Origin of the sequence: Pseudomonas crudilactis (genome assembly GCF_013433315.1) — a bacterium.
In the GTDB taxonomy this organism is placed as follows: Bacteria; Pseudomonadota; Gammaproteobacteria; order Pseudomonadales; family Pseudomonadaceae; genus Aquipseudomonas; species Aquipseudomonas crudilactis.
Window position 1 is genome coordinate 117,183 of sequence record NZ_WXVV01000002.1, and the last position, 24,581, is coordinate 141,763.

Here is a 24,581-nt window from a genome sequence, read left to right on the forward strand (position 1 = left end):
CGCGAGCAGGCTCACTCCTACAGGGGTTTAGCGTTTCCCCCTAAGCTTTACATCCAGCCACACTCAGCCATCGACAGCGGTTCACCATCGCCGACGATGAAGTGATCCAGAACCCGCACATCAATCAGCTCCAGCGCCTTCTGCAGGCGCTTGGTCAGCAGCCGATCTGCCTGACTGGGGTCGGTATTCCCCGATGGATGGTTGTGGCACAGGATCAACGCCGCCGCGTTATTGGCCAAACATCGCTTAACCACCTCGCGGGGATGCACGCTGGTGTTGTCGATGGAGCCGCGAAACAGTATCTCGAAGGTCAATACCTGATGTTTGGAGTCGAGAAACAGGCAACCAAACACCTCATGCGGCTCGTGACGCAGCATCGCTTTCAGATAATCGCGAACAACCTGAGGGTTTTCCAGGGCTGGTTTCTGCCGTGATTTCTCAGCCAGATGCCGCCTGTTCATTTCTTGAGCGGCTTGCAGTTGCGCAAACTTCGCCGGCCCGAGCCCCAATTGTTTGCTGAATGCGTCCTGATCGGCCTCAAGCAGCAAACGCAGGCTGCCGAATTGAGTCAACAGATTGCGCGCCAGGTCCACGGCGCTGATTCCGGGCAATCCGGTGCGCAGAAAAATGGCCAATAACTCAGCGTCCGAAAGGCTCGCTGCCCCGTGCTCCAATAACCTTTCCCGCGGGCGTTCCGCCGCAGGCCAATCGCGAATACTCATACACATTCCCTGTCTGTGGGCGCCGCTGTTCCGTAGCGGTCGCTGTGATATCGTAGCCCATCTTTTTTGCGGGCGAATTCACCCTGGGGAGGGGGTTTCGCCACGTATGCCACCCACGAAATGAAAGGCAGACCTATGCAGCGGCTGTATCGGAAACGCATCGTTCTGGGCGTCGGCGGCGGTATCGCTGCCTACAAGAGCGCCGATCTGGTTCGTCGCCTGATCGACCAGGGCGCCGAAGTGCGCGTGGTCATGACCCATGGCGGCGCCGAGTTCATCACCCCGCTGACCATGCAGGCCTTGTCCGGGCACCCGGTGCACCTCGACTTGCTCGACCCGGCCGCAGAAGCCGCGATGGGCCACATCGAGCTGGCGAAATGGGCAGATCTGGTGCTGATCGCCCCGGCCACCGCCGACCTGATCGCGCGTCTGGCGCAAGGCATTGCCAACGATTTGCTGACCACGCTGGTGCTGGCCACCGACGCTGTTGTCGCTGTCGCGCCGGCGATGAATCAGGCGATGTGGCGCGATCCGGCGACCCAGGCCAACCTGCAACTCCTGGAAAGCCGTGGCCTGAAGACCTTCGGCCCGGCGTCTGGCAGTCAGGCCTGCGGCGACGTTGGCATGGGCCGGATGATGGAAGCCACCGACCTCGCACAATGCGCGGCGGACTGCTTTCAGCGTCAAGCATTGACCGGCAAGCACGTGGTGATCACCGCCGGTCCGACCCAGGAAAACATCGACCCGGTGCGCTACATCACCAACCACAGCTCCGGCAAAATGGGCTTTGCCCTCGCTGAAGCTGCGGTTGAGGCCGGCGCCCGCGTGACCCTGATCAGCGGCCCGGTGCACCTGCCAACGCCAGATCGCGTCACGCGCATCGACGTAGTCAGTGCCCGCGACATGCTCGCGGCTTGCGAATCGGCGATCCCGTGCGACGTGTTCATCGCCTCGGCAGCCGTAGCGGACTACCGCCCGGAAGTCGTTGCCCCGCAGAAATTGAAGAAAGACCCTACGAGCGGCGACGGCTTCGTCCTGCAAATGGTGCGCAACCCGGACATCCTGGCCACCATCGCGACCCGTCCCGACCGTCCGTTCAGTGTCGGCTTCGCCGCCGAGACCGAACATCTGCTCGACTACGCTGCACGCAAGCTGAAGGACAAGAATCTCGATTTGATCGTCGCCAACGACGTCGCCAATCCGAGCATCGGTTTCAACAGCGAAGAAAACGCCTGCAGCGTGATTGACCGTGCGCTGCACGCCACGGTTTTCGCCCAGACCAGCAAGAGCAAGATCGCTCGCCAACTGGTCACTTTTATCGCCGAACGTCTGAACCAGGTTTAATTTACATGCACGCTTTGCAAGCCAAGATCCTCGACCCACGCATCGGTACCGAATTCCCGCTGCCGCAATACGCCACCCCGGGCTCCGCCGGCCTCGACCTGCGCGCCATGCTGGAACAGGACATCGTGATCAAACCGGGTGAAACCGTGCTGATCCCCACCGGTCTGTCGGTCTACATCGGCGACCCGAACCTTGCCGCGCTGATCCTGCCACGCTCGGGCATGGGCCATAAGCACGGCATCGTGCTGGGCAATCTCGTCGGTTTGATCGACTCCGATTACCAGGGCCCACTGATGGTGTCGTGCTGGAACCGTGGCCAGACCGATTTCACCATGACCGTCGGCGAACGCCTGGCGCAACTGGTGCTGGTACCGGTGGTGCAGGCGCACTTCGAAATGGTTGAAGAGTTCGTCGAAACCGAACGCGGCACCGGCGGCTTTGGCCACACCGGCACCAAGTAACCGCTGTCATCTCCTGCAGGAGCTGCCGCAGGCTGCTTCTACAGGGGAAAATTTCAGACAGATCAGCTGAAAGGTTTAACACCGTAAATCAAGGTTTTGCCGGCCCAGAGCCACGCCAGCCGAGGTGTCATGGCCCTTTCACACCACGAACTCTCTGTGAAAAACGCCGTCATACCCTTCAGTTTGAGCCTGCCGTCGAACGATTCGTCGGTCTGTCCCGCCCCTTTCTAGATGGAGCATTTGTGCAGATGAGCACCCCAGCCAAGATTGCCCCGAAGCTGCCCGACAGCATTTTCCGCGCCTATGACATTCGCGGCACCGTGCCGGAATTCCTCAATGCCGAGACCGCTTACTGGATCGGCCGTGCCATCGGTTCGCAGAGCCTGGCCCAAGGCGAGCCGAATGTGTCCGTCGGTCGCGACGGTCGCCTGTCCGGCCCGGAGCTGGTTGCAGAACTGATTCGCGGTATCGCCGAGAGCGGCTGCCACGTCAGCGATGTCGGCCTGGTGCCGACGCCGGCGCTGTACTACGCCGCCAACGTGCTGGCCGGTAAATCCGGCGTAATGCTCACCGGTAGCCACAACCCGTCGAACTACAACGGTTTCAAGATCGTCATCGCCGGCGACACCCTCGCCAACGAACAGATTCAGGCCCTGCATGAACGCCTCAAGACCAACAACTTGAGCAGCGGCACGGGCAGTGTCACCCAGGTCGAAATCCTCGACCGCTACAACACCGAAATCGTCCAGGACATCAAACTGGCCCGACGCATGAAAGTCGTGGTTGACTGCGGCAATGGCGCGGCCGGCGTGATCGCCCCGCAATTGATCGAGGCGCTGAACTGCGAAGTCATCCCGCTGTTCTGCGAAGTCGACGGTAACTTCCCGAACCACCACCCGGATCCGGGCAAGCCTGAAAACCTCGTTGACCTGATCGCCAAGGTCAAGGAAACCAACGCCGACATCGGTTTGGCCTTCGATGGCGACGGCGACCGCGTCGGTGTGGTGACCAACACCGGCAGCATCGTCTACCCGGATCGTCTGCTGATGCTGTTTGCCCGTGACGTAGTCGCACGCAACCCGGACGCGGAAATCATCTTCGACGTCAAATGCACCCGTCGTCTGGTGCCGCTGATCAAGGAATACGGTGGTCGGCCGCTAATGTGGAAGACGGGCCATTCGTTGATCAAAAAGAAAATGAAACAATCCGGCGCGCTGTTGGCCGGTGAAATGAGCGGGCACATCTTCTTCAAGGAGCGCTGGTTCGGTTTCGACGACGGCATCTACAGCGCCGCACGTCTGCTGGAGATCCTCAGCAAGGAAAAATCCACCGCGGAAGAGCTGTTTGCGACCTTCCCGAACGATATTTCTACGCCGGAAATCAATATCCATGTGACCGAAGAGAGCAAATTCAGCATCATTGATGCACTGCACGACGCACAGTGGGGCGCAGGCGCTGACCTGACCACCATCGACGGCGTGCGAGTCGATTACGCCAAAGGCTGGGGCCTGGTGCGCGCGTCCAACACCACTCCGGTGCTGGTGCTGCGCTTCGAGGCCGATGACGAGGCTGAACTACAGCGCATCAAGGACGTGTTCCACGCCCAATTGAAACGCGTTGCCCCTGATCTCCAACTACCGTTCTGATCCACCCGGAGCCCTGAATGACCCTCGAACGCGATGCCGCCGCCAACACTGCCAAGGTCCTGTCCGAAGCGCTGCCTTACATCCGACGCTATGTCGGCAAGACTCTGGTGATCAAATACGGCGGCAACGCGATGGAAAGCGAGGAGCTGAAAACCGGCTTCGCCCGCGACATCGTGCTGATGAAAGCCGTGGGCATCAACCCGGTGGTCGTGCACGGCGGCGGCCCGCAGATCGGTGATCTGCTCAAGCGCCTGTCGATCGAAAGCCACTTCGTCGATGGCATGCGCGTCACGGACGCGGCGACCATGGACGTGGTGGAAATGGTCTTGGGCGGTCAGGTCAACAAAAGCATTGTCAACCTGATCAACCGTCACGGTGGCAGTGCCATCGGCCTGACCGGTAAAGATGCCGGGCTGATTCGCGCGAAGAAGCTCACCGTCACCCGTCAGACCCCGGAGATGACTCAGCCGGAAATCATCGACATCGGTCATGTCGGCGAAGTGGTCGGCATCAACACCGAGTTGCTGAACCTGCTGGTCAAAGGCAACTTCATCCCGGTGATTGCACCGATCGGCGTGGGTGAGAACGGCGAGTCGTACAACATCAACGCCGATCTGGTGGCCGGTAAAGTCGCCGAGGCGCTGAAAGCCGAGAAGCTGATGCTGCTGACCAACATTGCTGGCCTGATGGACAAGTCGGGCACCGTGTTGACTGGCCTGAGCACGCAGCAGGTCGATGATCTGATCGCCGACGGCACTATTTACGGCGGCATGCTGCCGAAGATCCGTTGCGCACTGGAAGCGGTTCAGGGCGGCGTAGGTAGCTCGTTGATCATCGATGGTCGCGTACCGAATGCGATCCTGCTGGAAATCTTCACCGACACCGGTGTGGGCACGTTGATCAGCAATCGCAAGCGTCCGTAAGCTTTAGCGCAAACAAAAAGACCCCGCTCAGCCTGGCTGAGCGGGGTCTTTTTTTTGCACTGCAATCCCTGTGGGAGCGAGCTTGCTCGCGAAAGCGGTCTCTGCATCACATCAATATTGAATGTGAAGGCCTCTTCGCGAGCAGGCTCGCTCCCACAGTGCTCCGCCGCTAGACGCCGAACTGCGCGCGATAAGCTTCCACGGCTGGCAGGTGTTGCTTGAGCTGCGGATCATCGGCGAGGAATTCCAGCACCTGATTCAGCGACACAATGCTGATCACCGGGATGCCAAAGTCGCGCTCGACTTCCTGGATCGCCGACAACTCGCCGTTGCCACGCTCCTGACGGTTCAGCGCGATCAGCACGCCCGCAGCTTTGGCGCCGTCCTGGGAAGCGATGATCTGCATCACTTCGCGGATTGCCGTACCAGCGGTGATCACGTCGTCGATGATCAACACGTCGCCAGTCAACGGAGCACCGACCAGACTACCGCCCTCGCCGTGGGCCTTGGCTTCCTTGCGGTTGAAGCACCACGGCAGATCGCGGTCGTGATGTTCGGCCAGCGCGACAGCAGTAGTCGCCGCCAACGGAATGCCTTTGTAGGCCGGGCCAAACAGAACGTCGAAGGGAATGCCGCTCTCGGCAATGGCTGCAGCGTAGAAACGCCCCAACTGCGCCAGGGCCGAACCCGAGTTGAACAGGCCGGCGTTGAAGAAGTAAGGACTGGTGCGCCCGGACTTCAGGGTGAACTCACCGAAGCGCAAAACGCCGCGATCGATGGCAAAACGAATGAAATCGCGCTGATACGCTTGCATGAAAAAAACCCCAAATACCACGGATTTAGCTAATTAGCTTGACGCCGTGTATCATACACGCACGCGATTTTTGGGGCCATTTATGCGGATCATCAGTGTGAACGTCAATGGTATTCAGGCGGCAGTCGAGCGTGGTTTGCTCAGTTGGCTGCAAGCACAGAATGCCGACGTCATCTGCCTGCAGGACACCCGTGCCTCCGCCTTTGAACTGGATGACCCAGCCTTCCAACTGGATGGCTACTTCCTTTATGCCTGCGATGCTGAAGTCCCTGCCCAAGGCGGCGTGGCTTTGTATTCGCGGTTGCAACCGAAGGCTGTCATCAGCGGTCTCGGTTTCGAGACGGCCGACCGCTACGGGCGCTACCTGCAAGCAGATTTCGACAAAGTCAGTATTGCCACCTTGCTGCTCCCTTCGGGGATGAACGGCGATGAGGACTTGAACCAGAAGTTCAAGCTCATGGACGACTTCGGCAAGTACCTGGACAAACAGCGACGCAAACGTCGCGAGTACATTTATTGTGGCTCGCTGTACGTGGCGCAGCAGAAGCTCGACATCAAGAACTGGCGCGACAGCCAGCAATCCCCGGGCTTCCTGGCGCCAGAACGCGCCTGGATGGACGAGATTGTCGGCAACATGGGCTATGTCGATGCCCTGCGCGAAGTCAGCCGTGAAGGCGACCAGTACAGCTGGTGGCCGGATAACGAACAGGCCGAGATGCTCAATCTGGGCTGGCGCTTCGACTATCAGATCCTGACCCCAGGGCTGCGGCGCTTCGTGCGCAGCGCACGCCTGCCGCGTCAGCCACGGTTCTCGCAACACGCGCCGCTGATCGTCGACTACGATTGGACGCTGACCATCTAAGCGTTGGTTCGAAGTTGAAAAAATGCCCGTATCGCAAGATACGGGCATTTTTTTGCGCATCCGTTCGAGTCAGGTTCAAACAGCGGCGAAGAACGGCAAGGCCAGGTAGAGCTTGATCACGATGACATTAATAATGTCGATGAAGAACGCGCCAACCATCGGCACCACCAGAAACGCGATCTGCGAGGGACCGTAGCGCTGCGTGACCGCTTGCATATTGGCAATCGCGGTCGGCGTGGCGCCCAGGCCAAAACCGCAATGCCCCGCCGCCAACACTGCCGCATCGTAATTGCGGCCCATCACCCGGAACGTCACGAAGATCGCGAACAGCGCCATGACCAGCGCCTGCACCGCCAGGATGATGAAAATCGGCAACGCCAGTGCAGCCAGATCCCACAACTTGAGCGACATCAGGGCGATCGCCAGAAACAGCGACAGGCTGACATTGCCCAGTACCGAGACTTCACGCTCAAACACCTGATACAAGCCCAGCGCTGAAAGACCATTGCGCAGCACCACGCCTACAAACAGCACACAAACGAACGTCGGCAATTCGAGCGCAGTCCCTTGCAGCCAACCATTGATCAGGTTACCGGCCAACAGGCTGATGGCGATCAGTGCCAGGGTCTCGATAAACGAGAAGGGCGTGATTGAGCGCTCCTTGTTCGGCTGTTCAAAACCCTTTGGCAGTCGCGGCGCTTCCTGCTGATTGCAGCCAGGGACCTCCACACGCTTGATGAGCAGGCGCGCAACCGGTCCACCAATCAGGCCGCCCAGCACCAGACCAAACGTCGCGGAGGCTATTGCCAGCTCGGAAGCGGAGGCCAGACCGTACTTCTCGCTAAATACCGTACCCCACGCAGCACCCGTGCCATGGCCGCCCGCCAAGGTAATGGATCCTGTCAGCAGCCCCATCAACGGGTCGAGCCCGAGTATTTTTGCCAGCCCGATCCCCATCGCATTCTGCACCACCAACAGCCCAGTGACCGCCAGCAGAAATATCCCGACGATCCGGCCACCTTTCTTCAGACTGGCAAAGTCTGCGCTCAGACCGATGGTGGCAAAAAAGGCCAGCATCAGCGGTGTCTGCAGAGAAGTATCAAAACGAACTTCAATATCGAATGTTCGCAGCAGCAATAAAGTCAGGGCAACTACCAGGCCGCCCGCTACAGGCTCAGGAATATTATAACTGCGCATGAAACCAACACGCCTGACTAGCCCGCGCCCTAGTAGAAGCACTAGAGAAGCGGCCACAAGTGTTCCGTAAAAATCGAGCTGAATCATTGGAATTATTCTTGATTATATATTCAGAGGCGAACTTTTTACCTGTGCTCGCCTCATGAACCGGCTGATTGTCTCAACACTGATTACTGTGGAATTCAAGAGCCTTCGATGGCTTGAATATATCTTAATATTTCAGGAGAAATATTAGCCCGGCAACTTTAACAATCGCCATCTGTGATTCCAAGGATATGAACCAGAACCAAGGCACTACAGTTGTGACCAAAAGTGTAATTACGCCATTGATATAAAATATTACTTGCCACTCATCGCAACAAGATTATTCCTACACACCAAAGAGATTACTTTAGTTGCGCAAATAAAAATGCCCTGACATGTCAGGGCATTTTTAAACTGGGCGAGCTTTTATTTGATCAACCGCCAGGTAAACGGATATCGGTACGGGAAGCCTTCATTAGCCTTCACCCCCGCAATGATCGTCAAAACCAGTGCGCCGATAGCCAGTATTCCCAGCAGAAAGAACCCGATGATCAGCACCATCAGCAGGAAGCAGATCAACGATGCGATGGCGACGGTGATCTGAAAATTCAGCGCCTCTTTACCTTGAGCATCGATGAACGGGTCCGTTTCGCGCTTCATCTGCCAGAGGATCAACGGTCCGATCAGATTGCCGAACGGAATCCAGATCCCCAGCAAGGCGGACAAGTGACAAAACATCGCCCATTGGCGAACCTCCTGGCTCGGTTTGGGCAGCAGCTCTTGCTCGTCACTCATCGCGTCCTCCTTGCGGTTATCAACCTGCTCAGTCGGCCAGTGCAGCCTTTTGCAGTTCGAAGATTTCGTTCATGCCCTGCTTGGCCAGCTCCAGCATGGCGTTCAAGTCTTCAGGCTGGAACGGCGCGCCTTCAGCGGTGCCCTGTACTTCGATGAAGCCACCGGTGCTGGTCATCACGACGTTGAGGTCGGTCTCGGCAGCGGAATCTTCAAGATAGTCCAGATCCAGCACGGCCTCGCCCTGATACATACCGACCGACACGGCACCAATCATCTGCTTGAGCGGATCGCCGCCCTTCAGGCCACCACGCTTCTTGATCACTTTCAGCGCATCAACCAGCGCAACCATGGCACCGGTGATCGAAGCCGTGCGAGTACCACCGTCGGCCTGGATCACGTCGCAGTCGACGTACAGGGTCACGTCGCCCAGCTTGGACATGTCCAGCGCCGCGCGCAGGGAACGGCCGATCAGACGCTGGATTTCCAGGGTGCGACCGCCCTGCTTGCCACGGCTCGCTTCACGCTGGTTACGCTCGCCAGTGGCGCGCGGCAGCATGCCGTATTCGGCAGTCAACCAACCCTGCCCCTGGCCCTTGAGGAAACGCGGCACGCCGTTTTCGACGCTGACGGTGCAGATGACTTTGGTATCACCGAATTCGACCAGTACGGATCCCTCGGCGTGTTTGGTGTAGTTGCGGGTAATGCGGATCGAGCGGAGCTGATCGGCAGCGCGACCACTTGGACGTTTCATAGGGAATACCTGTACTGGGGACGGAAAACTGCCGAGCATTATAGAGCCCTGCACCGCGACTGGGCACTCGTTAAAAACCCGGGCGACGACCGAAGGCCCTGAAACACCCATTACCGACGGGCTGCAGCCCTTTGTCACACCGTGTGTTTGGGCGCATTCGCCGCACTGCGCTACAATCCTGCGCCTTTGTTGCCAGTCGGCTTAAATTCATTCATATCGCGCTCGCGAAATTCACGTTTCGCGCCGATCTGCATTGCGAGGTCACCGCCATGGTGCACAGCATGACCGCCTTCGCCCGCGTCGAAAAAGCCGGCGCACAGGGCACCCTGAGCTGGGAGCTGCGCTCGGTCAACAGCCGCTATCTGGAGCCCCACCTGCGCCTGCCGGAGTCGTTTCGCGACCTCGAAGGCGCGGTACGTGAAGCGCTGCGTCAGGGCCTGTCGCGAGGCAAACTCGAATGCACCCTGCGTTTCACCGAAGAAAGCACCGGCAAAACACTGCAAATCGATCGCGAGCGCGCCGCGCAGTTGGTCGCCGCCGCTGAGACGGTCGCTGGTCTGATCAAGAATCCTGCCGCATTGAGTCCGCTGGAAGTGCTGGCCTGGCCCGGCGTGCTGGTAGGCGATGCGACCGACCCGCAGGCATTGAACGCCGACGCGCTGGCCCTGTTCAATCAAGGCCTGAAAGAGCTGAAGGCTGGCCGCGAGCGCGAAGGCGCGGAGCTGGCACGCCTGATCAACGAACGCCTGACCTCCATTGAAGAAGACGTGGTGACCCTGCGTGAACTGGTGCCGCAAATGCTTGCGACCCAGCGCCAGAAAGTCCTCGATCGCTTCGCCGACATGAAGGCCGAACTGGATCCGCAGCGTCTCGAACAGGAAATGGTCATCCTCGCGCAAAAGAGCGACGTGGCCGAAGAACTGGATCGCTTGAGCACCCACATCATCGAAGTGCGCCGGGTGCTCAAATCCGGTGGTGCCGCCGGTCGGCGCCTGGACTTCCTGATGCAGGAACTCAACCGCGAAGCCAACACACTGGGCTCCAAGGCCTTCGACCCGCGCAGCACCCAAGCCGCCGTCAACCTCAAGGTGTTGATCGAGCAGATGCGCGAACAAGTGCAGAATATTGAGTAAGGCTACCCCGACATGACCCACAGCACCGGCACCCTGTACATCATTTCCGCGCCATCGGGCGCGGGCAAGAGCAGCCTGGTCAAGGCCTTGACCGACGCCATACCGGAAATTCGCGTTTCGGTTTCCCACACTACTCGCGCCATGCGCCCGGGTGAAGTGGACGGCGTGAACTATCACTTCGTGACCCGCGAAGAGTTCGTGAAGATGGGCGAGCATGGCGACTTCCTCGAACGCGCCGAAGTCTTCGGCAACTTCTACGGCACCTCGCAAAGCCGCCTGCAGCAGACGCTGGACGAAGGTCACGACCTGATTCTGGAAATCGACTGGCAAGGCGCCGAGCAAGTACGCAAGCTGATGCCGCAAGCACGCTCGATCTTTATCCTGCCGCCGTCGCTTCAGGCCCTGCACCAGCGCCTGACCAACCGCGGCCAGGACAGCGATGAGATCATCGACGGCCGGATGCGCGAAGCGGTCAGCGAGATGAGTCACTATGTCGAGTACGACTACCTGATCATCAACGACGATTTTGCTCACGCACTGGACGATCTGAAGGCGATTTTCCGCGCCAATCAACTCCAGCAGAAACGCCAGCAGGTATGTTTCGGCAAATTGCTGGCCGAATTGCTCGGTTAATCAGCACTTCCCAAAACCGCTGCAAGCGCTTTACATTGGTACTTGCAGCGCGTCGAAGGGTCTGGTCAAAAAATCAGCGCTTCCCTAATCGCTGGTGATTTTTTAAACTGCTCAGTCCGCTCGCCCACCCGGGCAGCGCGCATATTGCATTCGCTCCGAGGAATACCATGGCCCGCGTAACCGTTGAAGACTGCCTGAACCACGTGGAAAACCGTTTTGAACTGGTCATGCTGTCCACCAAGCGTGCCCGTCAACTGGCCACCGGCGGCAAAGAGCCACTGGTCCAGTGGGAAAACGACAAGCCGACTGTTGTCGCCCTGCGTGAAATCGCTGAAGGCCTGATGAGCTACGAGTTCATCGCCGAGCAGGAAATCGTCCAGGATGAGCCGCTGTTCGCAGCGTTCGAGGACGAGTCCAACGAGGCCGTCTAAGCCTATGCCTGGTCGACGTAGCACGGCGCGGGATCACAGCTTACGGCAGGAGTCATCATGCCGAGCATAGACGCCCTCGCCGATCGCTTATCGACCTACCTCGGCAATGACCAGGTCAACCTGGTCCGCCGAGCGTATTTCTACGCCGAACAAGCCCATGACGGTCAACGCCGTCGCAGTGGCGAGGCGTACGTCACGCATCCTCTTGCCGTGGCCAATATTCTTGCCGACATGCACATGGACCATCAGAGCCTGATGGCCGCGATGCTGCATGACGTGATCGAAGACACCGGTATCGCCAAAGAAGCGCTGCAAGCGCAGTTCGGTGAAACCGTGGCCGAACTGGTCGACGGGGTCAGCAAACTGACCCAGATGAATTTCGAGACCAAGGCCGAAGCCCAGGCTGAAAACTTCCAGAAAATGGCCATGGCCATGGCGCGCGACATTCGTGTGATCCTGGTCAAGCTTGCCGACCGCCTGCACAACATGCGCACGCTGGAAGTGCTGTCCGGCGAAAAACGCCGCCGGATCGCCAAGGAAACCCTCGAAATCTACGCGCCCATCGCCAACCGGCTGGGCATGCATGCGATCCGCATCGAATTCGAAGACCTCGGCTTCAAGGCCATGCACCCGATGCGTTCCGCGCGGATCTACCAGGCGGTCAAGCGCGCCCGGGGCAACCGCAAGGAAATCGTCAACAAGATCGAAGAATCCCTTGGCCATTGCCTCGCTATCGACGGCATCCAGGGCGAAGTCAGCGGTCGCCAGAAACACCTCTACGGCATCTACAAGAAAATGCGCGGCAAGCGTCGGGCCTTCAACGAGATCATGGACGTCTATGCGTTCCGGATCATCGTCGACAAGGTCGATACCTGCTACCGCGTACTGGGTGCTGTACATAATTTGTACAAACCGTTGCCGGGGCGCTTCAAGGATTACATCGCGATTCCCAAGGCCAACGGCTATCAGTCGCTGCACACCACACTGTTCGGCATGCACGGCGTACCGATCGAGATCCAGATCCGCACCCGCGAAATGGAAGAGATGGCCAACAACGGCATCGCCGCCCATTGGCTGTACAAATCCAGCGGTGACGAGCAGCCGAAAGGCACTCACGCCCGCGCCCGCCAGTGGGTCAAAGGCGTGCTGGAAATGCAGCAGCGTGCCGGCAACTCGCTGGAATTCATCGAAAGCGTGAAGATCGACCTGTTCCCGGACGAGGTCTACGTGTTCACGCCCAAAGGCCGGATCATGGAGCTGCCGAAAGGCTCTACGGCGGTCGACTTTGCCTACGCGGTGCACACCGACGTCGGCAACAGCTGCATCGCCTGCCGGATCAACCGTCGTCTCGCGCCGCTGTCCGAACCGCTGCAAAGCGGCTCCACGGTCGAAATCGTCAGCGCTCCGGGCGCACGACCGAATCCGGCATGGCTTAATTTCGTGGTCACCGGCAAGGCGCGCACGCACATCCGCCACGCGCTGAAACTGCAACGCCGCTCCGAATCCATCAGCCTCGGCGAACGCCTGCTGAACAAAGTCCTCAACGGTTTCGACAGCTCGCTGGAGAAGATCCCGGCTGAACGCGTCAAAGCAATGCTCACCGAGTACCGCCTCGAACTGATCGAAGATTTGCTCGAAGACATTGGCCTCGGCAACCGCATGGCTTACGTCGTTGCCCGCCGCCTGCTCGGCGAAGGCGAACAGCTGCCAAGCCCGGAAGGCCCGCTGGCGATTCGCGGCACCGAAGGTCTGGTGCTGAGCTACGCCAAATGCTGCACGCCGATCCCGGGCGACCCGATCGTCGGGCACCTGTCGGCGGGCAAAGGCATGGTCGTGCACCTCGACAACTGCCGCAACATCAGCGAAATCCGGCACAACCCGGAAAAATGCATCCAGCTCTCGTGGGCCAAGGATGTCACCGGCGAATTCAACGTCGAACTGCGCGTCGAGCTGGAACACCAGCGCGGCCTGATCGCCCTGCTGGCCAGCAGCGTCAACGCAGCCGACGGCAATATCGAAAAAATCAGCATGGACGAACGCGATGGTCGCATCAGCGTGGTCCAGTTGGTGGTCAGCGTCCACGATCGTGTGCACCTGGCCCGCGTGATCAAGAAGCTGCGCGCCCTGACCGGGGTGATCCGCATCACCCGCATGCGTGCATAACTCAACCATTACAAGGAGTCATACATGACCAAGACTGTTATCACCAGCGACAAGGCCCCGGCCGCCATCGGTACTTACTCCCAGGCGATCAAGGCCGGCAACACCGTTTACATGTCGGGCCAGATTCCTCTGGACCCAAAAACCATGGAACTGGTTGAAGGCTTCGAAGCCCAGACCGTCCAGGTGTTCGAGAACCTCAAAGCCGTGGCCGAAGCCGCTGGCGGTTCGTTCAAGGACATCGTCAAACTGAACATCTTCCTCACCGACCTGAGCCACTTCGCCAAGGTCAACGAGATCATGGGCAAGTACTTCGACCAGCCATACCCGGCCCGCGCCGCCATCGGCGTAGCTGCCCTGCCGAAGGGCTCGCAGGTTGAAATGGATGCCATTCTGGTCATCGAGTGATGCGCACGGCGCGGCCTTCAAACGCCGCGCCGACTGCTGCAAGAAAAGGTTTTGAAAGGATTCCACCATGCGCAAAGCGCTAGCTCTCCCGCTGCTCGCCATTTTCCTCGGCGGCTGCGCCAGCAACCCTGCCGACCGTGACATCAGCGGCACCTGGATCAACCAGGTGGCGATCGATGCCGCAGCCAAGGGCGGCCCCCTGCGCGAAGCGCTTCAGGCTTACGGCCCGAACCTTGAGTGGGACGTCAACACCAAGGCCAGCCAGGCCCGCTACACCAACGGTTTTGAGAACGTCGAAGGGCGGCTGCTGGGTGAAAAATCCGGCGCCTGGAAAGTCGACTTCTATGGCAGCTCCGCCAGTGAGCTGAAACGCGACGGCGGGCAACTGCAGCAAGCCGCCAGCGACAACGAACCCGAGCAGGTGTTCGACCGCGCACAGATTCCGGTGCCGGAAGGCGCGCCGATCGGCGCCAGTTTCGAACGCGCGCTGTATTCCGCCTACATGGGCGGTAGCTGGACAATCGCCAGCGGTCAGGGCGAAGGCAGCACCGTGCAGTTCCAGGCTGATGGCCAGGTTTCCGGTTTGCCGGGGGCCGACCGTTATGCCCTGTGCCTGGCGGGCGATTGCGCGTCGATGAGCAACGGTAACGACAGCATGTGGTTGCAGCAGAACGGCCAGGGCAATAACTGGATCTTTGTGCGCAAGGGCAAAGAGCTGGAAATCCTGCAAGCAGTGAACTCCGCTCAAGCGGACGAACAACCGCAGTTCACCGCAGGTGAGCGCAAGTGGTTGCTGGAAAAACAGTAACCCGCTTCTGAAACCGCTGAAGATCAAATGTGGGAGCGAGCTTGCTCGCGAATGCGGTGCAACAGCCAACAGAGATGTTGGATGTTAAGCCCTCTTCGCGAGCAAGCTCGCTCCCACATTCGTTTTGTGGTGTTTGGAAGTCAGCAGCGTCCTTCTAAAATGGCGGCATAACCTTCGCGGTAGCTCGGGTAGGTTGGCGTCCAGCCCAACGCTTTCGCCCGGGCATTGCTGCAGCGCTTGCTGCCGGTGCGCCGCACGCTGGCATCTTCAGACCATTCGGTAACGCCCAGATACTCCCGCAACCAGCCTACGACTTCAGCTAACGGCGCTGGCGCATCGTCGACACCGATGTAGAAATCCTCCAGCTTCACACCCTGCCGAGCCTTCTCCAACAGAAACGCCAACAACCCTGCTGCGTCATCGGCATGAATCCGGTTGCCGTACAACGGAGGTTCGACCGCCACGCGATAACCGCGACGCACTTGGGTCAGCAGCCATTCACGGCCCGGCCCGTAGATCCCGGTCAAACGCAGGATGCTCGCAGGAATACCACTCTTAAGCGCGACCTGCTCAGCCTCAAGCATCAATCGCCCGGAATAACCGGCAGCGATGGTCTCTGAGTTCTCATCGACCCACTCACCCTCCTGCTGTCCATACACACTGCTGCTGGAAACGAAGATCAGTCGCTCAGGCACCTGCCCATAGTCATCCAGCCAACTCAGCACATTCTGCAAACCCTGCACATAAGCCGCGCGATAACCGGCTTCGTCGTGATCGGTGGCCGCAGCGCAATACACCAGATAGTCCACCGCCCCAACCGGCCAAGTGGCCGGGCAGTCCTCATTGAACAGGTCACCGGCGACGCCGATCACGCCGTCAGGCAGCTTCGAAACGTCCCGGCGCAGGCCATGAACTTCCCAGCCAGCCGCCAGCAATTGCTTGGCCAGACGACTGCCGACATCACCACAACCGGCAATCAAAACAGAAGGCGCGGACATCAAAAAACTCCTATCGGAAAGACACAGACTAGCCTCGGGACAGGACGAGCGGCTAGCAATGCAGGAAAAAAAGATACTCTATTACTTTTGTTAACAAGAATTACTTGCAATAATGCACGTCACTTTTGTTCTCGGCCTCACGAGGCCTGGAAGAGCATCAACGTTTTTCTATCTCAGGTCCGGCCAGCATGACACGTAATCAAATCCCCGCTTCGCCAACCAATCGACCTCGCGCCTGGAGCGCAGTGGCGGCTCTGCTGCTCAGCCTGATGCTGGCGCCGACTGCCGCTTTCGCCGACGCCCAGGCACCTGCAACGCCAGCCACCACCGAGCAAAGCGCACCAGCCGCTGCTACGGCTGCCCCGGCCGCTACCGATCCGGTGCAAGCGGTTGACGCTGCCGACGTCCCTGAAGTTCTTGAAGCCGACAACAGCCTGGGCATGGCTCACGACCTGTCGCCGTGGGGCATGTACCAGAACGCCGACATCATCGTGAAAATCGTGATGATCGGTCTGGCCATCGCTTCGATCATCACCTGGACAATCTGGATCGCCAAAGGCTTCGAGCTGATGGGCGCCAAGCGTCGCCTGCGTGGCGAGATCGCCGCCCTGAAGAAAGCCACCACCCTTAAAGAAGCCAGCACCACTGCCGGCAAGGAAGGCACCCTCGCCAACCTGCTGGTGCACGACGCCCTCGAAGAGATGCGCCTGTCGGTCAACAGCCGCGAGAAGGAAGGCATCAAGGAACGCGTCAGCTTCCGCCTCGAGCGTCTGGTAGCAGCCTGCGGTCGCAACATGAGCAGCGGCACCGGCGTCCTCGCCACCATCGGTTCCACCGCGCCGTTCGTCGGCCTGTTCGGTACCGTGTGGGGCATCATGAACTCCTTTATCGGCATCGCCAAAACCCAGACCACCAACCTTGCTGTCGTAGCGCCCGGTATTGCTGAAGCACTGCTGGCCACTGCCTTGGGCCTGGTTGCGGCGATTCCTGCGGTAGTGATCTACAACGTCTTCGCCCGCTCCATCGCCGGTTATAAGGCGCAGGTTTCCGATGCGTCGGCAGAAGTGCTGCTGCTGGTCAGCCGCGACCTCGACCACCAGCCTGAGCGCAGCTCGCAGCCGCACATGGTCAAAGTGGGGTAATCGGCCATGGGCCTGCATTTGAAAGAAGGCGCAGACGACGATCTGGCCGAGAACCACGAAATCAACGTCACGCCGTTCATCGACGTGATGCTGGTGCTGTTGATCATCTTCATGGTGGCCGCTCCGTTGGCCACCGTGGACATCAAAGTCGACCTGCCTGCCTCGACCGCCAAACCGGCGCCGCGGCCAGAGAAACCGGTGTTCCTCAGCGTCAAGGCTGACCAGCGCCTGTACATCGGCGATGATGAAGTCAAAGCCGAAACCCTTGGCGCCGTGCTCGACGCCAAGACTCAGGGCAAGAAAGACACCACCATCTTCTTCCAGGCCGACAAAGGCGTGGATTACGGCGACCTCATGAGCGTGATGGACAAGCTGCGCGGCGCCGGTTACCTGAAGGTCGGTCTGGTCGGACTTGAGACGGCAGCCAAGAAATGATCACGACGCGCCATAAGCTGACGCGTTACAGCGGTAGCCTGGCCGTGGTGCTGGGCGTTCATGCGCTGGCCATCGCGCTGGCGCTGAACTGGACCGCCCGCCCGCCCATCGAATTGCCGCCGCAGGCAATGATGGTCGAGCTGGCCCCGGTTCCGGCCCCGCCACCGCCTGCTCCGCCGAAAGTCGTCACACCGCCGCAGCCACCGGCTCCGGTTGAAGAGTTGCCGATTCCGAAGCTGGCCGAAGCACCGAAAGCTGAAATCGCGGTGCAGAAGCCCAAGCCGAAGCCAAAGCCTAAACCGCCGAAGCCGGTCGAGAAGAAGCTGCCTGATCCACCGAAGGAAAAACCTTCCGAGGAGAAACCGGCCGATACACCACCGACCCCGGCACCGACGGAGAAATCCGCTGCACCGGCGCCCGGCCCGTCGCCGGCACAGTTGGCCGCCAAGGCCAGTTGGCAGGGCACCCTGCTCGCGCATTTGGCCAAGTACAAGAAGTACCCGCAAAGTGCACAGGCACGGGGCAAGGAAGGCTTGAACCGCCTGCGTTTTGTGGTGGATGGCGAAGGTAATGTGCTGTCGTTCGAACTGGTGGGCCGCTCTGGCAACGCTGATCTGGACCGGGCCACCCTAGAAATGATCCGCCGCGCACAACCGTTGCCCAAGCCACCGGCCGACATGTTGACCAACGGCTCGATCGAAATTGTTGCGCCGTTTGTTTACTCCCTCGAACGCCGCCGTTAAGTAGCAAGATCAAAAGATCGCAGCCTTCGGCAGCTCCTACATTGGAATGCATTTCCCTGTAGGAGCTGCCGAAGGCTGCGATCTTTTGCTTTTTGCAGTAGTCGCATTGAGCGCTCAGTCTGATAACGTGCGTCTATCGATTGCAGCCGGTATGCTTGGCCCGCATCTTCATGGACGCTTGCTATGACCCTCACAGAATTACGCTACATCGTAACCCTCGCCCAAGAGCAGCATTTCGGCCACGCCGCCGAACGTTGCCACGTCAGCCAGCCGACCCTGTCGGTGGGCGTGAAAAAGCTTGAAGACGAACTCGGTGTGCTGATTTTCGAGCGCAGCAAAAGCGCCGTGCGCCTGACCCCGGTCGGCGAAGGCATCGTCGCCCAGGCGCAGAAAGTCCTCGAGCAAGCGCAAGGCATCCGCGAACTGGCCCAGGCCGGCAAGAACCAGCTGACCGCGCCGCTGAAAGTCGGTGCGATCTACACCGTCGGCCCGTACCTGTTCCCGCACCTGATTCCACAACTGCACCGGGTCGCCCCGCAGATGCCGTTGTACATCGAAGAAAACTTCACCCACGTGCTGCGCGACAAACTGCGCAACGGCGAACTCGACGCGATCATCATCGCCCTGCCGTTCAACGAAGCCGACGTGCTGACCCTGCCGCTCTACGACGAGCCCTTCTACGTCTTGATGCCGGCCCAGCACCCGTGGACGCAAAAAGAAACCATCGACGCCGGCCTGCTCAACGACAAGAGCCTGCTGCTGCTCGGTGAAGGCCACTGCTTCCGCGATCAGGTTCTCGAAGCCTGCCCGACGCTGACCAAGGGCAACGACGGCGCCAAGCACACCACGGTTGAATCCAGCTCGCTGGAAACCATCCGCCACATGGTCGCGTCCGGTCTGGGCATCTCGATCCTGCCGTTGTCGGCCGTCGACAGCCATCACTACGCCCCCGGCGTGATCGAAGTGCGTCCGCTGTCGCCACCGGTGCCGTTCCGCACCGTGGCCATTGCCTGGCGCGCGAGCTTTCCACGGCCAAAAGCCATCGAGATCCTCGCCGACTCCATTCGCCTGTGTTCGGTGGCCAAGCCAGCGGCACCGGTTACGGCCGGTTAAGCGAGCGTCATGACGGAGCTGTCGCAAGTGACGGTGACGGCACTCAAGGGTGTCGGCGAAGCCATGGCCGAGAAACTGGCCAAGGTCGGTCTTGAGAACCTGCAGGACGTGCTGTTCCACCTGCCGCTGCGCTATCAGGATCGCACTCGTGTGGTGCCGATCGGCGCGTTGCGGCCGGGACAGGACGCCGTGGTCGAAGGCACCGTCAGCGGCGCCGACGTGGTCATGGGCCGCCGGCGCAGCCTCGTCGTGCGCTTGCAGGATGGCACCGGCGGTCTCAGCCTGCGCTTCTACCATTTCAGCAACGCGCAGAAAGAAGGCCTCAAGCGCGGCACGCGGGTTCGCTGCTACGGCGAAGCCCGGCCCGGCGCGTCAGGACTGGAAATCTACCACCCGGAATACCGTGCCATTACTGGTGACGAACCGCCGCCAGTGGATGAAACCCTGACCCCGGTCTACCCGCTCACCGAAGGCCTGACTCAGGCGCGTCTGCGCCAGTTGTGCATGCAAACGTTGACCCTGCTCAAGTCAGACACCCTGCCCGACTGGCTGCCGACCGAACTGGCCCGCGACTATCAACTGGCGCCGCTCGCCGATGCGATCCGCTACCTGCACAACCCGCCCGCCGATGCCGATGTCGATGAACTCGCCCTTGGTCATCACTGGGCGCAGCATCGTCTGGCTTTCGAAGAACTGCTGACCCATCAGCTGTCGCAACAGCGTCTGCGCGAAAGCATGCGTTCGTTGCGCGCACCAGCCATGCCGAAGGCGAAAAAGCTGCCACCGAAATACCTGGCCAACCTCGGCTTCAACCCGACCGGTGCGCAACAGCGCGTCGGCAATGAAATCGCCTACGACCTCAGTCAGCACGAACCGATGCTGCGCCTGATTCAAGGCGACGTGGGCGCGGGCAAAACCGTGGTCGCCGCCCTCGCTGCGCTGCAAGCATTAGAGGCTGGCTATCAAGTCGCGCTGATGGCGCCAACCGAGATTCTCGCCGAGCAACACTTCATCACCTTCAAGCGCTGGCTCGAACCGCTGGGCATCGAAGTCGCGTGGCTGGCCGGCAAGCTCAAGGGCAAGAACCGCGTTACCGCGCTGGAACAGATCGCCAGCGGCGCGCCGATGGTGGTCGGCACCCACGCGCTGTTCCAGGACGAAGTGCAGTTCAAGAACCTCGCGCTGGTGATCATCGACGAACAGCATCGTTTCGGTGTGCAGCAGCGTCTGGCGCTGCGGCAGAAAGGCGTCGGCGGACGCATGTGCCCGCACCAGCTGATCATGACCGCCACGCCGATTCCACGGACATTGGCGATGAGCGCCTACGCCGACCTCGACACCTCGATCCTCGACGAACTGCCGCCCGGTCGAACCCCGGTCAACACCGTGCTGGTCACCGACACCCGCCGCGTCGAGGTCATCGAACGCGTGCGCGGTGCCTGCGCAGAGGGCCGTCAGGCCTATTGGGTGTGCACGCTGATTGAAGAATCCGAAGAGCTGACCTGCCAGGCCGCCGAAACCACCTTCGAAGACCTCACTCTTGCCCTCGGCGAACTGAAAGTCGGGCTGATCCACGGGCGTATGAAACCCGCCGAGAAGGCCGCCGTGATGGCCGAATTCAAGGCCGGCAACCTGCAACTGCTGGTCGCCACCACGGTGATCGAAGTCGGCGTCGACGTGCCCAACGCCAGCCTGATGATCATCGAAAACCCCGAACGCCTCGGCCTTGCGCAACTGCACCAGTTACGCGGCCGTGTCGGTCGGGGCAGCGCAGCCAGCCATTGCGTGCTGCTTTACCATCCGCCGCTGTCGCAGATCGGCCGCCAGCGCCTCGGCATCATGCGCGAGACCAACGACGGTTTCGTCATCGCCGAAAAAGACCTCGAACTGCGCGGCCCCGGGGAAATGCTCGGCACTCGCCAGACCGGCCTGCTGCAATTCAAAGTCGCCGACCTGATGCGCGACGCCGACTTGTTACCCGCCGTCCGCGACGCCGCGCAAGCCTTGCTGGAACGCTGGCCAACCCACGTCAGCCCATTACTCGATCGCTGGTTGCGTCACGGGCAGCAATACGGCCAAGTGTGAGCACCGTCGCAGTTTCTGACAGATCGTTCCGACCAAGCTGGTTATACTCCTGCCATTGTTTCAAAAACGGATACAGACCATGACCGAAGCCGCTCTCGCCCCCGAATCCCCGCACGCGCCGTCTGTCATTCGGCTGCTGCTAGGCAAGCTGGGCATCGCCTACGAAGAAGTGCTCGACCACCACGGCCTCAATGCATCGCGCAAGGTACAAGCCGTGTTGCTGGACGATGCCGTCGGCGCGCTGATGGTGCTGTTTCCGCAGAGCCAATTGCTCGACCTCAACCGCCTCGCCGAACTGACTGGCCGTCGCCTGACCGCCGTGTCCACCGAGCGCCTGGAAAAGATGCTCGGCAAACACAGCCTGAGCCTGCTGCCGGGCTTGCCGGCGCTGACCAGCTCGCCATGTCTTTACGAAGAAAGCCTGCTGCGCGAACCGAAGTTGCTGATCAACTCCGGCGAGCCGGGCCTGCTGCTGGAAATCGCCAGCGAAGACTTCAAGACCATGCTGACCAAGGCCAGCGCCGCCAACTTCGGCGAAGCCCTGAGCAGCATCCGCCCGAACCTCGACCGCCCGGACGATGACCGCGAGGAAATCACCCAGGCCGTGCAAGCGTTCACCGCGCGGCGCATTCAGCAGCGTCTGGAAGCGACCATCGAAATTCCGCCGCTGGCCGAAACCGCGCAAAAAATCATCAAGCTGCGCGTTGACCCCAACGCCACCATCGACGACATCACCGGCGTGGTTGAAACCGACCCGGCGCTGGCCGCGCAAGTAGTAAGCTGGGCGGCGTCGCCGTACTACGCCTCGCCGGGCAAAATTCGCTCGGTGGAAGATGCGATCGTCCGCGTACTCGGCTTCGATCTGGTGATCAACCTTGCGCTGGGCCTGGCCCTCGGCAAGACCCTGAGCCTGCCGAAAGACCACCCGCAACACACCACGCCGTACTGGCAGCAATCGATCTACACCGCCGCCGTCATCGAAGGCCTGACCCGCGCCATGCCGCGCGCCCAGCGCCCGGAAGCCGGCCTGACCTATCTGGCCGGTCTGCTGCACAACTTCGGTTACCTGCTGCTGGCCCACGTGTTCCCGCCGCACTTCTCACTGATCTGCCGCCACCTGGAGGTCAACCCGCACCTGTGCCACAGCTACATCGAGCAACACCTGCTCGGTATCAGCCGCGAACAGATCGGCTCGTGGCTGATGCGCTACTGGGACATGCCCGACGAACTGGCCACCGCCCTGCGCTTCCAGCACGACCCAAGCTACGACGGTGCCTACGCCGAATACCCGAACCTCGTCTGCCTGGCCGTGCGCCTGCTGCGCAGTCGCGGCATCGGCTCCGGCCCGGATGAAGATATTCCGGATGCGTTGCTTGAACGTGTGGGCCTGACCCGCGACAAAGCCAACGACGTCGTCAGCAAAGTGCTTGAAGCCGAAGTCCTGCTACGCGAACTGGCCTCGCAGTTCAGCCAGGCCTAAAAGCTTGCTCGCGAAGAATCCAACTCGGTCTACCAGACCGCCCCTGATCGTTCCCACGCTCCGCGTGGGAATGCATCCCGTGACGCTCCGCGTCACCAAAGGCTCAAGCCTTAGGCTTAGCCTTCCTCGGCACCAAATACTTCATCAACCCCTGAAACCACATCACCAGCGCCGGATTGCCCTTGAGCTGGATCGACTTGTCCTGAATCCCCTGCATAAACGCCAGCTGCTTGTTCTTCGCCTGCATCGTCGCAAAGCCATAACCGGCATCTTTAAACGCAATCGCAAACGCCGGCTCTGCCACCACGCCAGACTTGCTGGTGATGCGCTGATCCTTGACCACAAAATGCCGCGCCACTTTCCCGTCCAGCGTCTGCAGCTGAAACACCAGATCCTTGTCACCCAACTGCTGCTGGAACGCAGGATTTGTCCGGCTGGCCTTACCCATCAACAAACCCATCATCCACAGAAGAAAACGAAATTTCATGCGCACAGCCTCAAAAGGAAAATGAACGGCCGGGGCAGTGTAAGGGATTCGGACGATAACGCCAGTATCTGACTCTGTTGGAAGAGGATGTAGTCCAATTCCCGCACGATGACCGCCAAGTCACGATTCAACGTTTCCCCCTGATCGTTCCCTCGCTCCGCGTGGGAATGCATCCCGAGACGCTCCGCGTCTCACCACTCACCTTTCCTACACCTGTTGAAACACATCCCTGTAGGAGCCGGCGAAGCCTGCGATCTTTTGATCTTCCGGCCCGCGAATCTATGGGAAATTTCCTGCAAAGTGCGGTGCTGTCCATGAACTAGGCGAGTTGGCTGGCTATCGATAGGCTCTGTGTGTCGCCGCAGATTGGCGATACGGACGTGCAAGTCCGGTTGGAGTACACATTGGTTATGGCAATTCGCCGAGCGTTTTCCTATGCTCGCGGATCGTTATGGCGGCTGTGTATGGGAGGCCTTCGGGTCTGCCGGGTTACTCCACCGGTCTTGCACACCTATGCACAGCTGCCACCACTTTCGAAGTGCGAGCGAAACGGTGTCGGCTCCTTAAACTGGAGTAAGACCGAATGATCAAACCAACACCCAATCCCCCAGAAAACCCGGATATTTCGCCCTACGAATCTCTGGAATCAAAGAAATTCCACGAAGCCGCCGAACGCGCCCTCGACCACCATTTCAAACCAGCCGTCGATCCACATCCCAAACGTGAGAACGGCCTCTTCAAACTCTCCCCCGGCACCGACGCCGAAGCCCTCATGGCCAACGCCTCCGAAGACCTCCTGTCCATCAGCGTCATCGCCTGCGACCTCGCCGACGACCTCCACGGCTCTCGCCGCTCGGTGGCGCTGGCCCTGAGCAGGATGGCGGACGGGGTGAGATTGATGGTGGAAGGGACGCTCGACCAGATTGAAGTGCGAAGCGTGGCGGCCAAGCCGTAGCGAGATTTGCGGATGAAAAAAGGGGACGTTA

Annotated in this window: 24 protein-coding genes and 1 pseudogene; 18 read left to right on the forward strand and 7 right to left on the reverse strand. The window is 60.1% G+C overall.

All coding sequences use genetic code 11. From position 1 onward, the window contains the following. Positions 1–47: 47 nt before the first annotated feature. Positions 48–722, reverse strand: coding sequence for a RadC family protein (gene radC / locus GTU76_RS02975; RefSeq protein ID WP_180698042.1), 675 nt, complete (start codon positions 720–722; stop codon positions 48–50). A gap of 135 nt (positions 723–857) precedes the next feature. Here radC and coaBC point away from each other — a divergent pair, with 135 nt between their 5' ends. The 4 genes and pseudogenes from coaBC (at position 858) to argB (ending at position 5,096) form a co-directional block, all read left to right on the forward strand. Further along, positions 858–2,066, forward strand: a complete 1,209-nt coding sequence (gene coaBC / locus GTU76_RS02980; protein WP_007920365.1) for a bifunctional phosphopantothenoylcysteine decarboxylase/phosphopantothenate--cysteine ligase CoaBC — start codon at positions 858–860, stop codon at positions 2,064–2,066. Between the two features lie 5 nt (positions 2,067–2,071). Continuing rightward, positions 2,072–2,527 carry a dUTP diphosphatase gene (gene dut / locus GTU76_RS02985; RefSeq protein WP_016985816.1) on the forward strand — a complete coding sequence of 152 codons (456 nt, stop codon included), beginning with the start codon at positions 2,072–2,074 and terminating at the stop codon, positions 2,525–2,527. A gap of 269 nt (positions 2,528–2,796) precedes the next feature. Next, positions 2,797–4,173: pseudogene (locus tag GTU76_RS02990) on the forward strand (phosphomannomutase/phosphoglucomutase); the annotation flags it as partial. A 17-nt stretch (positions 4,174–4,190) separates the two neighbouring features. Continuing rightward, entirely contained in the window at positions 4,191–5,096 is a 906-nt protein-coding gene (gene argB / locus GTU76_RS02995; RefSeq protein WP_007954443.1) for an acetylglutamate kinase, read from the forward strand. Between the two features lie 169 nt (positions 5,097–5,265). Here the strand turns inward: argB and pyrE are convergent, their stop codons facing one another. Beyond that, a complete protein-coding gene (gene pyrE / locus GTU76_RS03000) occupies positions 5,266–5,910 on the reverse strand; it encodes an orotate phosphoribosyltransferase (RefSeq protein ID WP_008078597.1) in 645 nt (214 codons plus the stop codon). 82 nt (positions 5,911–5,992) lie between these two features. Between pyrE and GTU76_RS03005 the strand changes: the two genes are divergently transcribed. After that, positions 5,993–6,772, forward strand: a complete 780-nt coding sequence (locus tag GTU76_RS03005; protein WP_007920349.1) for an exodeoxyribonuclease III — start codon at positions 5,993–5,995, stop codon at positions 6,770–6,772. 75 nt (positions 6,773–6,847) lie between these two features. Here GTU76_RS03005 and gltS read toward each other — a convergent pair whose 3' ends face one another. The 3 genes from gltS to rph form a co-directional block, all read right to left on the reverse strand. Further along, on the reverse strand, positions 6,848–8,056 hold the full coding sequence (gene gltS / locus GTU76_RS03010; RefSeq protein WP_026000658.1) for a sodium/glutamate symporter: 1,209 nt from the start codon (positions 8,054–8,056) through the stop codon (positions 6,848–6,850). A gap of 363 nt (positions 8,057–8,419) precedes the next feature. Further along, positions 8,420–8,788 carry a DUF4870 domain-containing protein gene (locus GTU76_RS03015; RefSeq protein ID WP_007920344.1) on the reverse strand — a complete coding sequence of 123 codons (369 nt, stop codon included), beginning with the start codon at positions 8,786–8,788 and terminating at the stop codon, positions 8,420–8,422. A gap of 28 nt (positions 8,789–8,816) precedes the next feature. After that, complete coding sequence (gene rph / locus GTU76_RS03020) at positions 8,817–9,539, reverse strand: ribonuclease PH (protein ID WP_016985814.1); 723 nt, start codon at positions 9,537–9,539, stop codon at positions 8,817–8,819. Positions 9,540–9,808: 269 nt separating this feature from the next. Between rph and GTU76_RS03025 the strand changes: the two genes are divergently transcribed. The 6 genes from GTU76_RS03025 to GTU76_RS03050 all read left to right on the forward strand — a co-directional run bounded on the left by GTU76_RS03025 (position 9,809) and on the right by GTU76_RS03050 (position 15,112). Then, positions 9,809–10,672, forward strand: a complete 864-nt coding sequence (locus GTU76_RS03025) for a YicC/YloC family endoribonuclease (protein ID WP_180698043.1) — start codon at positions 9,809–9,811, stop codon at positions 10,670–10,672. A gap of 12 nt (positions 10,673–10,684) precedes the next feature. Further along, the gene (gene gmk / locus GTU76_RS03030; protein WP_180698044.1) at positions 10,685–11,305 is read left to right on the forward strand and encodes a guanylate kinase; all 621 of its coding nucleotides are present in this window, start codon (positions 10,685–10,687) and stop codon (positions 11,303–11,305) included. Between the two features lie 167 nt (positions 11,306–11,472). After that, positions 11,473–11,736 (forward strand): DNA-directed RNA polymerase subunit omega, encoded by a 264-nt coding sequence (gene rpoZ / locus GTU76_RS03035; protein WP_016985812.1) that lies wholly within the window; start codon positions 11,473–11,475, stop codon positions 11,734–11,736. 57 nt (positions 11,737–11,793) lie between these two features. Continuing rightward, the gene (gene spoT, locus GTU76_RS03040) at positions 11,794–13,899 is read left to right on the forward strand and encodes a bifunctional GTP diphosphokinase/guanosine-3',5'-bis pyrophosphate 3'-pyrophosphohydrolase (protein WP_007920338.1); all 2,106 of its coding nucleotides are present in this window, start codon (positions 11,794–11,796) and stop codon (positions 13,897–13,899) included. Between the two features lie 24 nt (positions 13,900–13,923). After that, complete coding sequence (locus GTU76_RS03045) at positions 13,924–14,304, forward strand: RidA family protein (protein ID WP_003229509.1); 381 nt, start codon at positions 13,924–13,926, stop codon at positions 14,302–14,304. A gap of 67 nt (positions 14,305–14,371) precedes the next feature. Further along, a complete protein-coding gene (locus GTU76_RS03050; protein WP_175552669.1) occupies positions 14,372–15,112 on the forward strand; it encodes a hypothetical protein in 741 nt (246 codons plus the stop codon). Between the two features lie 140 nt (positions 15,113–15,252). On the opposite strand, the gene GTU76_RS03055 is transcribed toward GTU76_RS03050, so the two are convergent. Then, entirely contained in the window at positions 15,253–16,110 is an 858-nt protein-coding gene (locus tag GTU76_RS03055) for an SDR family oxidoreductase (protein WP_180698045.1), read from the reverse strand. Positions 16,111–16,298: 188 nt separating this feature from the next. On the opposite strand from GTU76_RS03055, the gene exbB reads away from it, so the two are divergent. The 6 genes from exbB (at position 16,299) to GTU76_RS03085 (ending at position 23,108) form a co-directional block, all read left to right on the forward strand. Further along, the gene (gene exbB, locus GTU76_RS03060; RefSeq protein WP_175552671.1) at positions 16,299–17,252 is read left to right on the forward strand and encodes a tonB-system energizer ExbB; all 954 of its coding nucleotides are present in this window, start codon (positions 16,299–16,301) and stop codon (positions 17,250–17,252) included. A 6-nt stretch (positions 17,253–17,258) separates the two neighbouring features. Then, a complete protein-coding gene (gene exbD / locus GTU76_RS03065; protein WP_016985807.1) occupies positions 17,259–17,687 on the forward strand; it encodes a TonB system transport protein ExbD in 429 nt (142 codons plus the stop codon). After that, a complete protein-coding gene (locus GTU76_RS03070) occupies positions 17,684–18,430 on the forward strand; it encodes an energy transducer TonB family protein (RefSeq protein ID WP_180698046.1) in 747 nt (248 codons plus the stop codon). Before exbD ends, GTU76_RS03070 begins: the two co-directional genes overlap by 4 nt. A 183-nt stretch (positions 18,431–18,613) precedes the next feature. After that, entirely contained in the window at positions 18,614–19,543 is a 930-nt protein-coding gene (locus GTU76_RS03075) for a hydrogen peroxide-inducible genes activator (protein WP_007920331.1), read from the forward strand. 9 nt (positions 19,544–19,552) lie between these two features. Further along, positions 19,553–21,628, forward strand: a complete 2,076-nt coding sequence (gene recG / locus GTU76_RS03080; RefSeq protein WP_180698047.1) for an ATP-dependent DNA helicase RecG — start codon at positions 19,553–19,555, stop codon at positions 21,626–21,628. A gap of 79 nt (positions 21,629–21,707) precedes the next feature. Beyond that, positions 21,708–23,108 (forward strand): aminoacyl-tRNA deacylase and HDOD domain-containing protein, encoded by a 1,401-nt coding sequence (locus GTU76_RS03085; protein ID WP_016985804.1) that lies wholly within the window; start codon positions 21,708–21,710, stop codon positions 23,106–23,108. Between the two features lie 103 nt (positions 23,109–23,211). On the opposite strand, the gene GTU76_RS03090 is transcribed toward GTU76_RS03085, so the two are convergent. Then, positions 23,212–23,595 carry a helicase gene (locus GTU76_RS03090; RefSeq protein WP_016985803.1) on the reverse strand — a complete coding sequence of 128 codons (384 nt, stop codon included), beginning with the start codon at positions 23,593–23,595 and terminating at the stop codon, positions 23,212–23,214. Between the two features lie 583 nt (positions 23,596–24,178). On the opposite strand from GTU76_RS03090, the gene GTU76_RS03095 reads away from it, so the two are divergent. Continuing rightward, on the forward strand, positions 24,179–24,550 hold the full coding sequence (locus tag GTU76_RS03095) for a DUF6124 family protein (protein ID WP_077575052.1): 372 nt from the start codon (positions 24,179–24,181) through the stop codon (positions 24,548–24,550). Positions 24,551–24,581 lie beyond the last annotated feature (31 nt).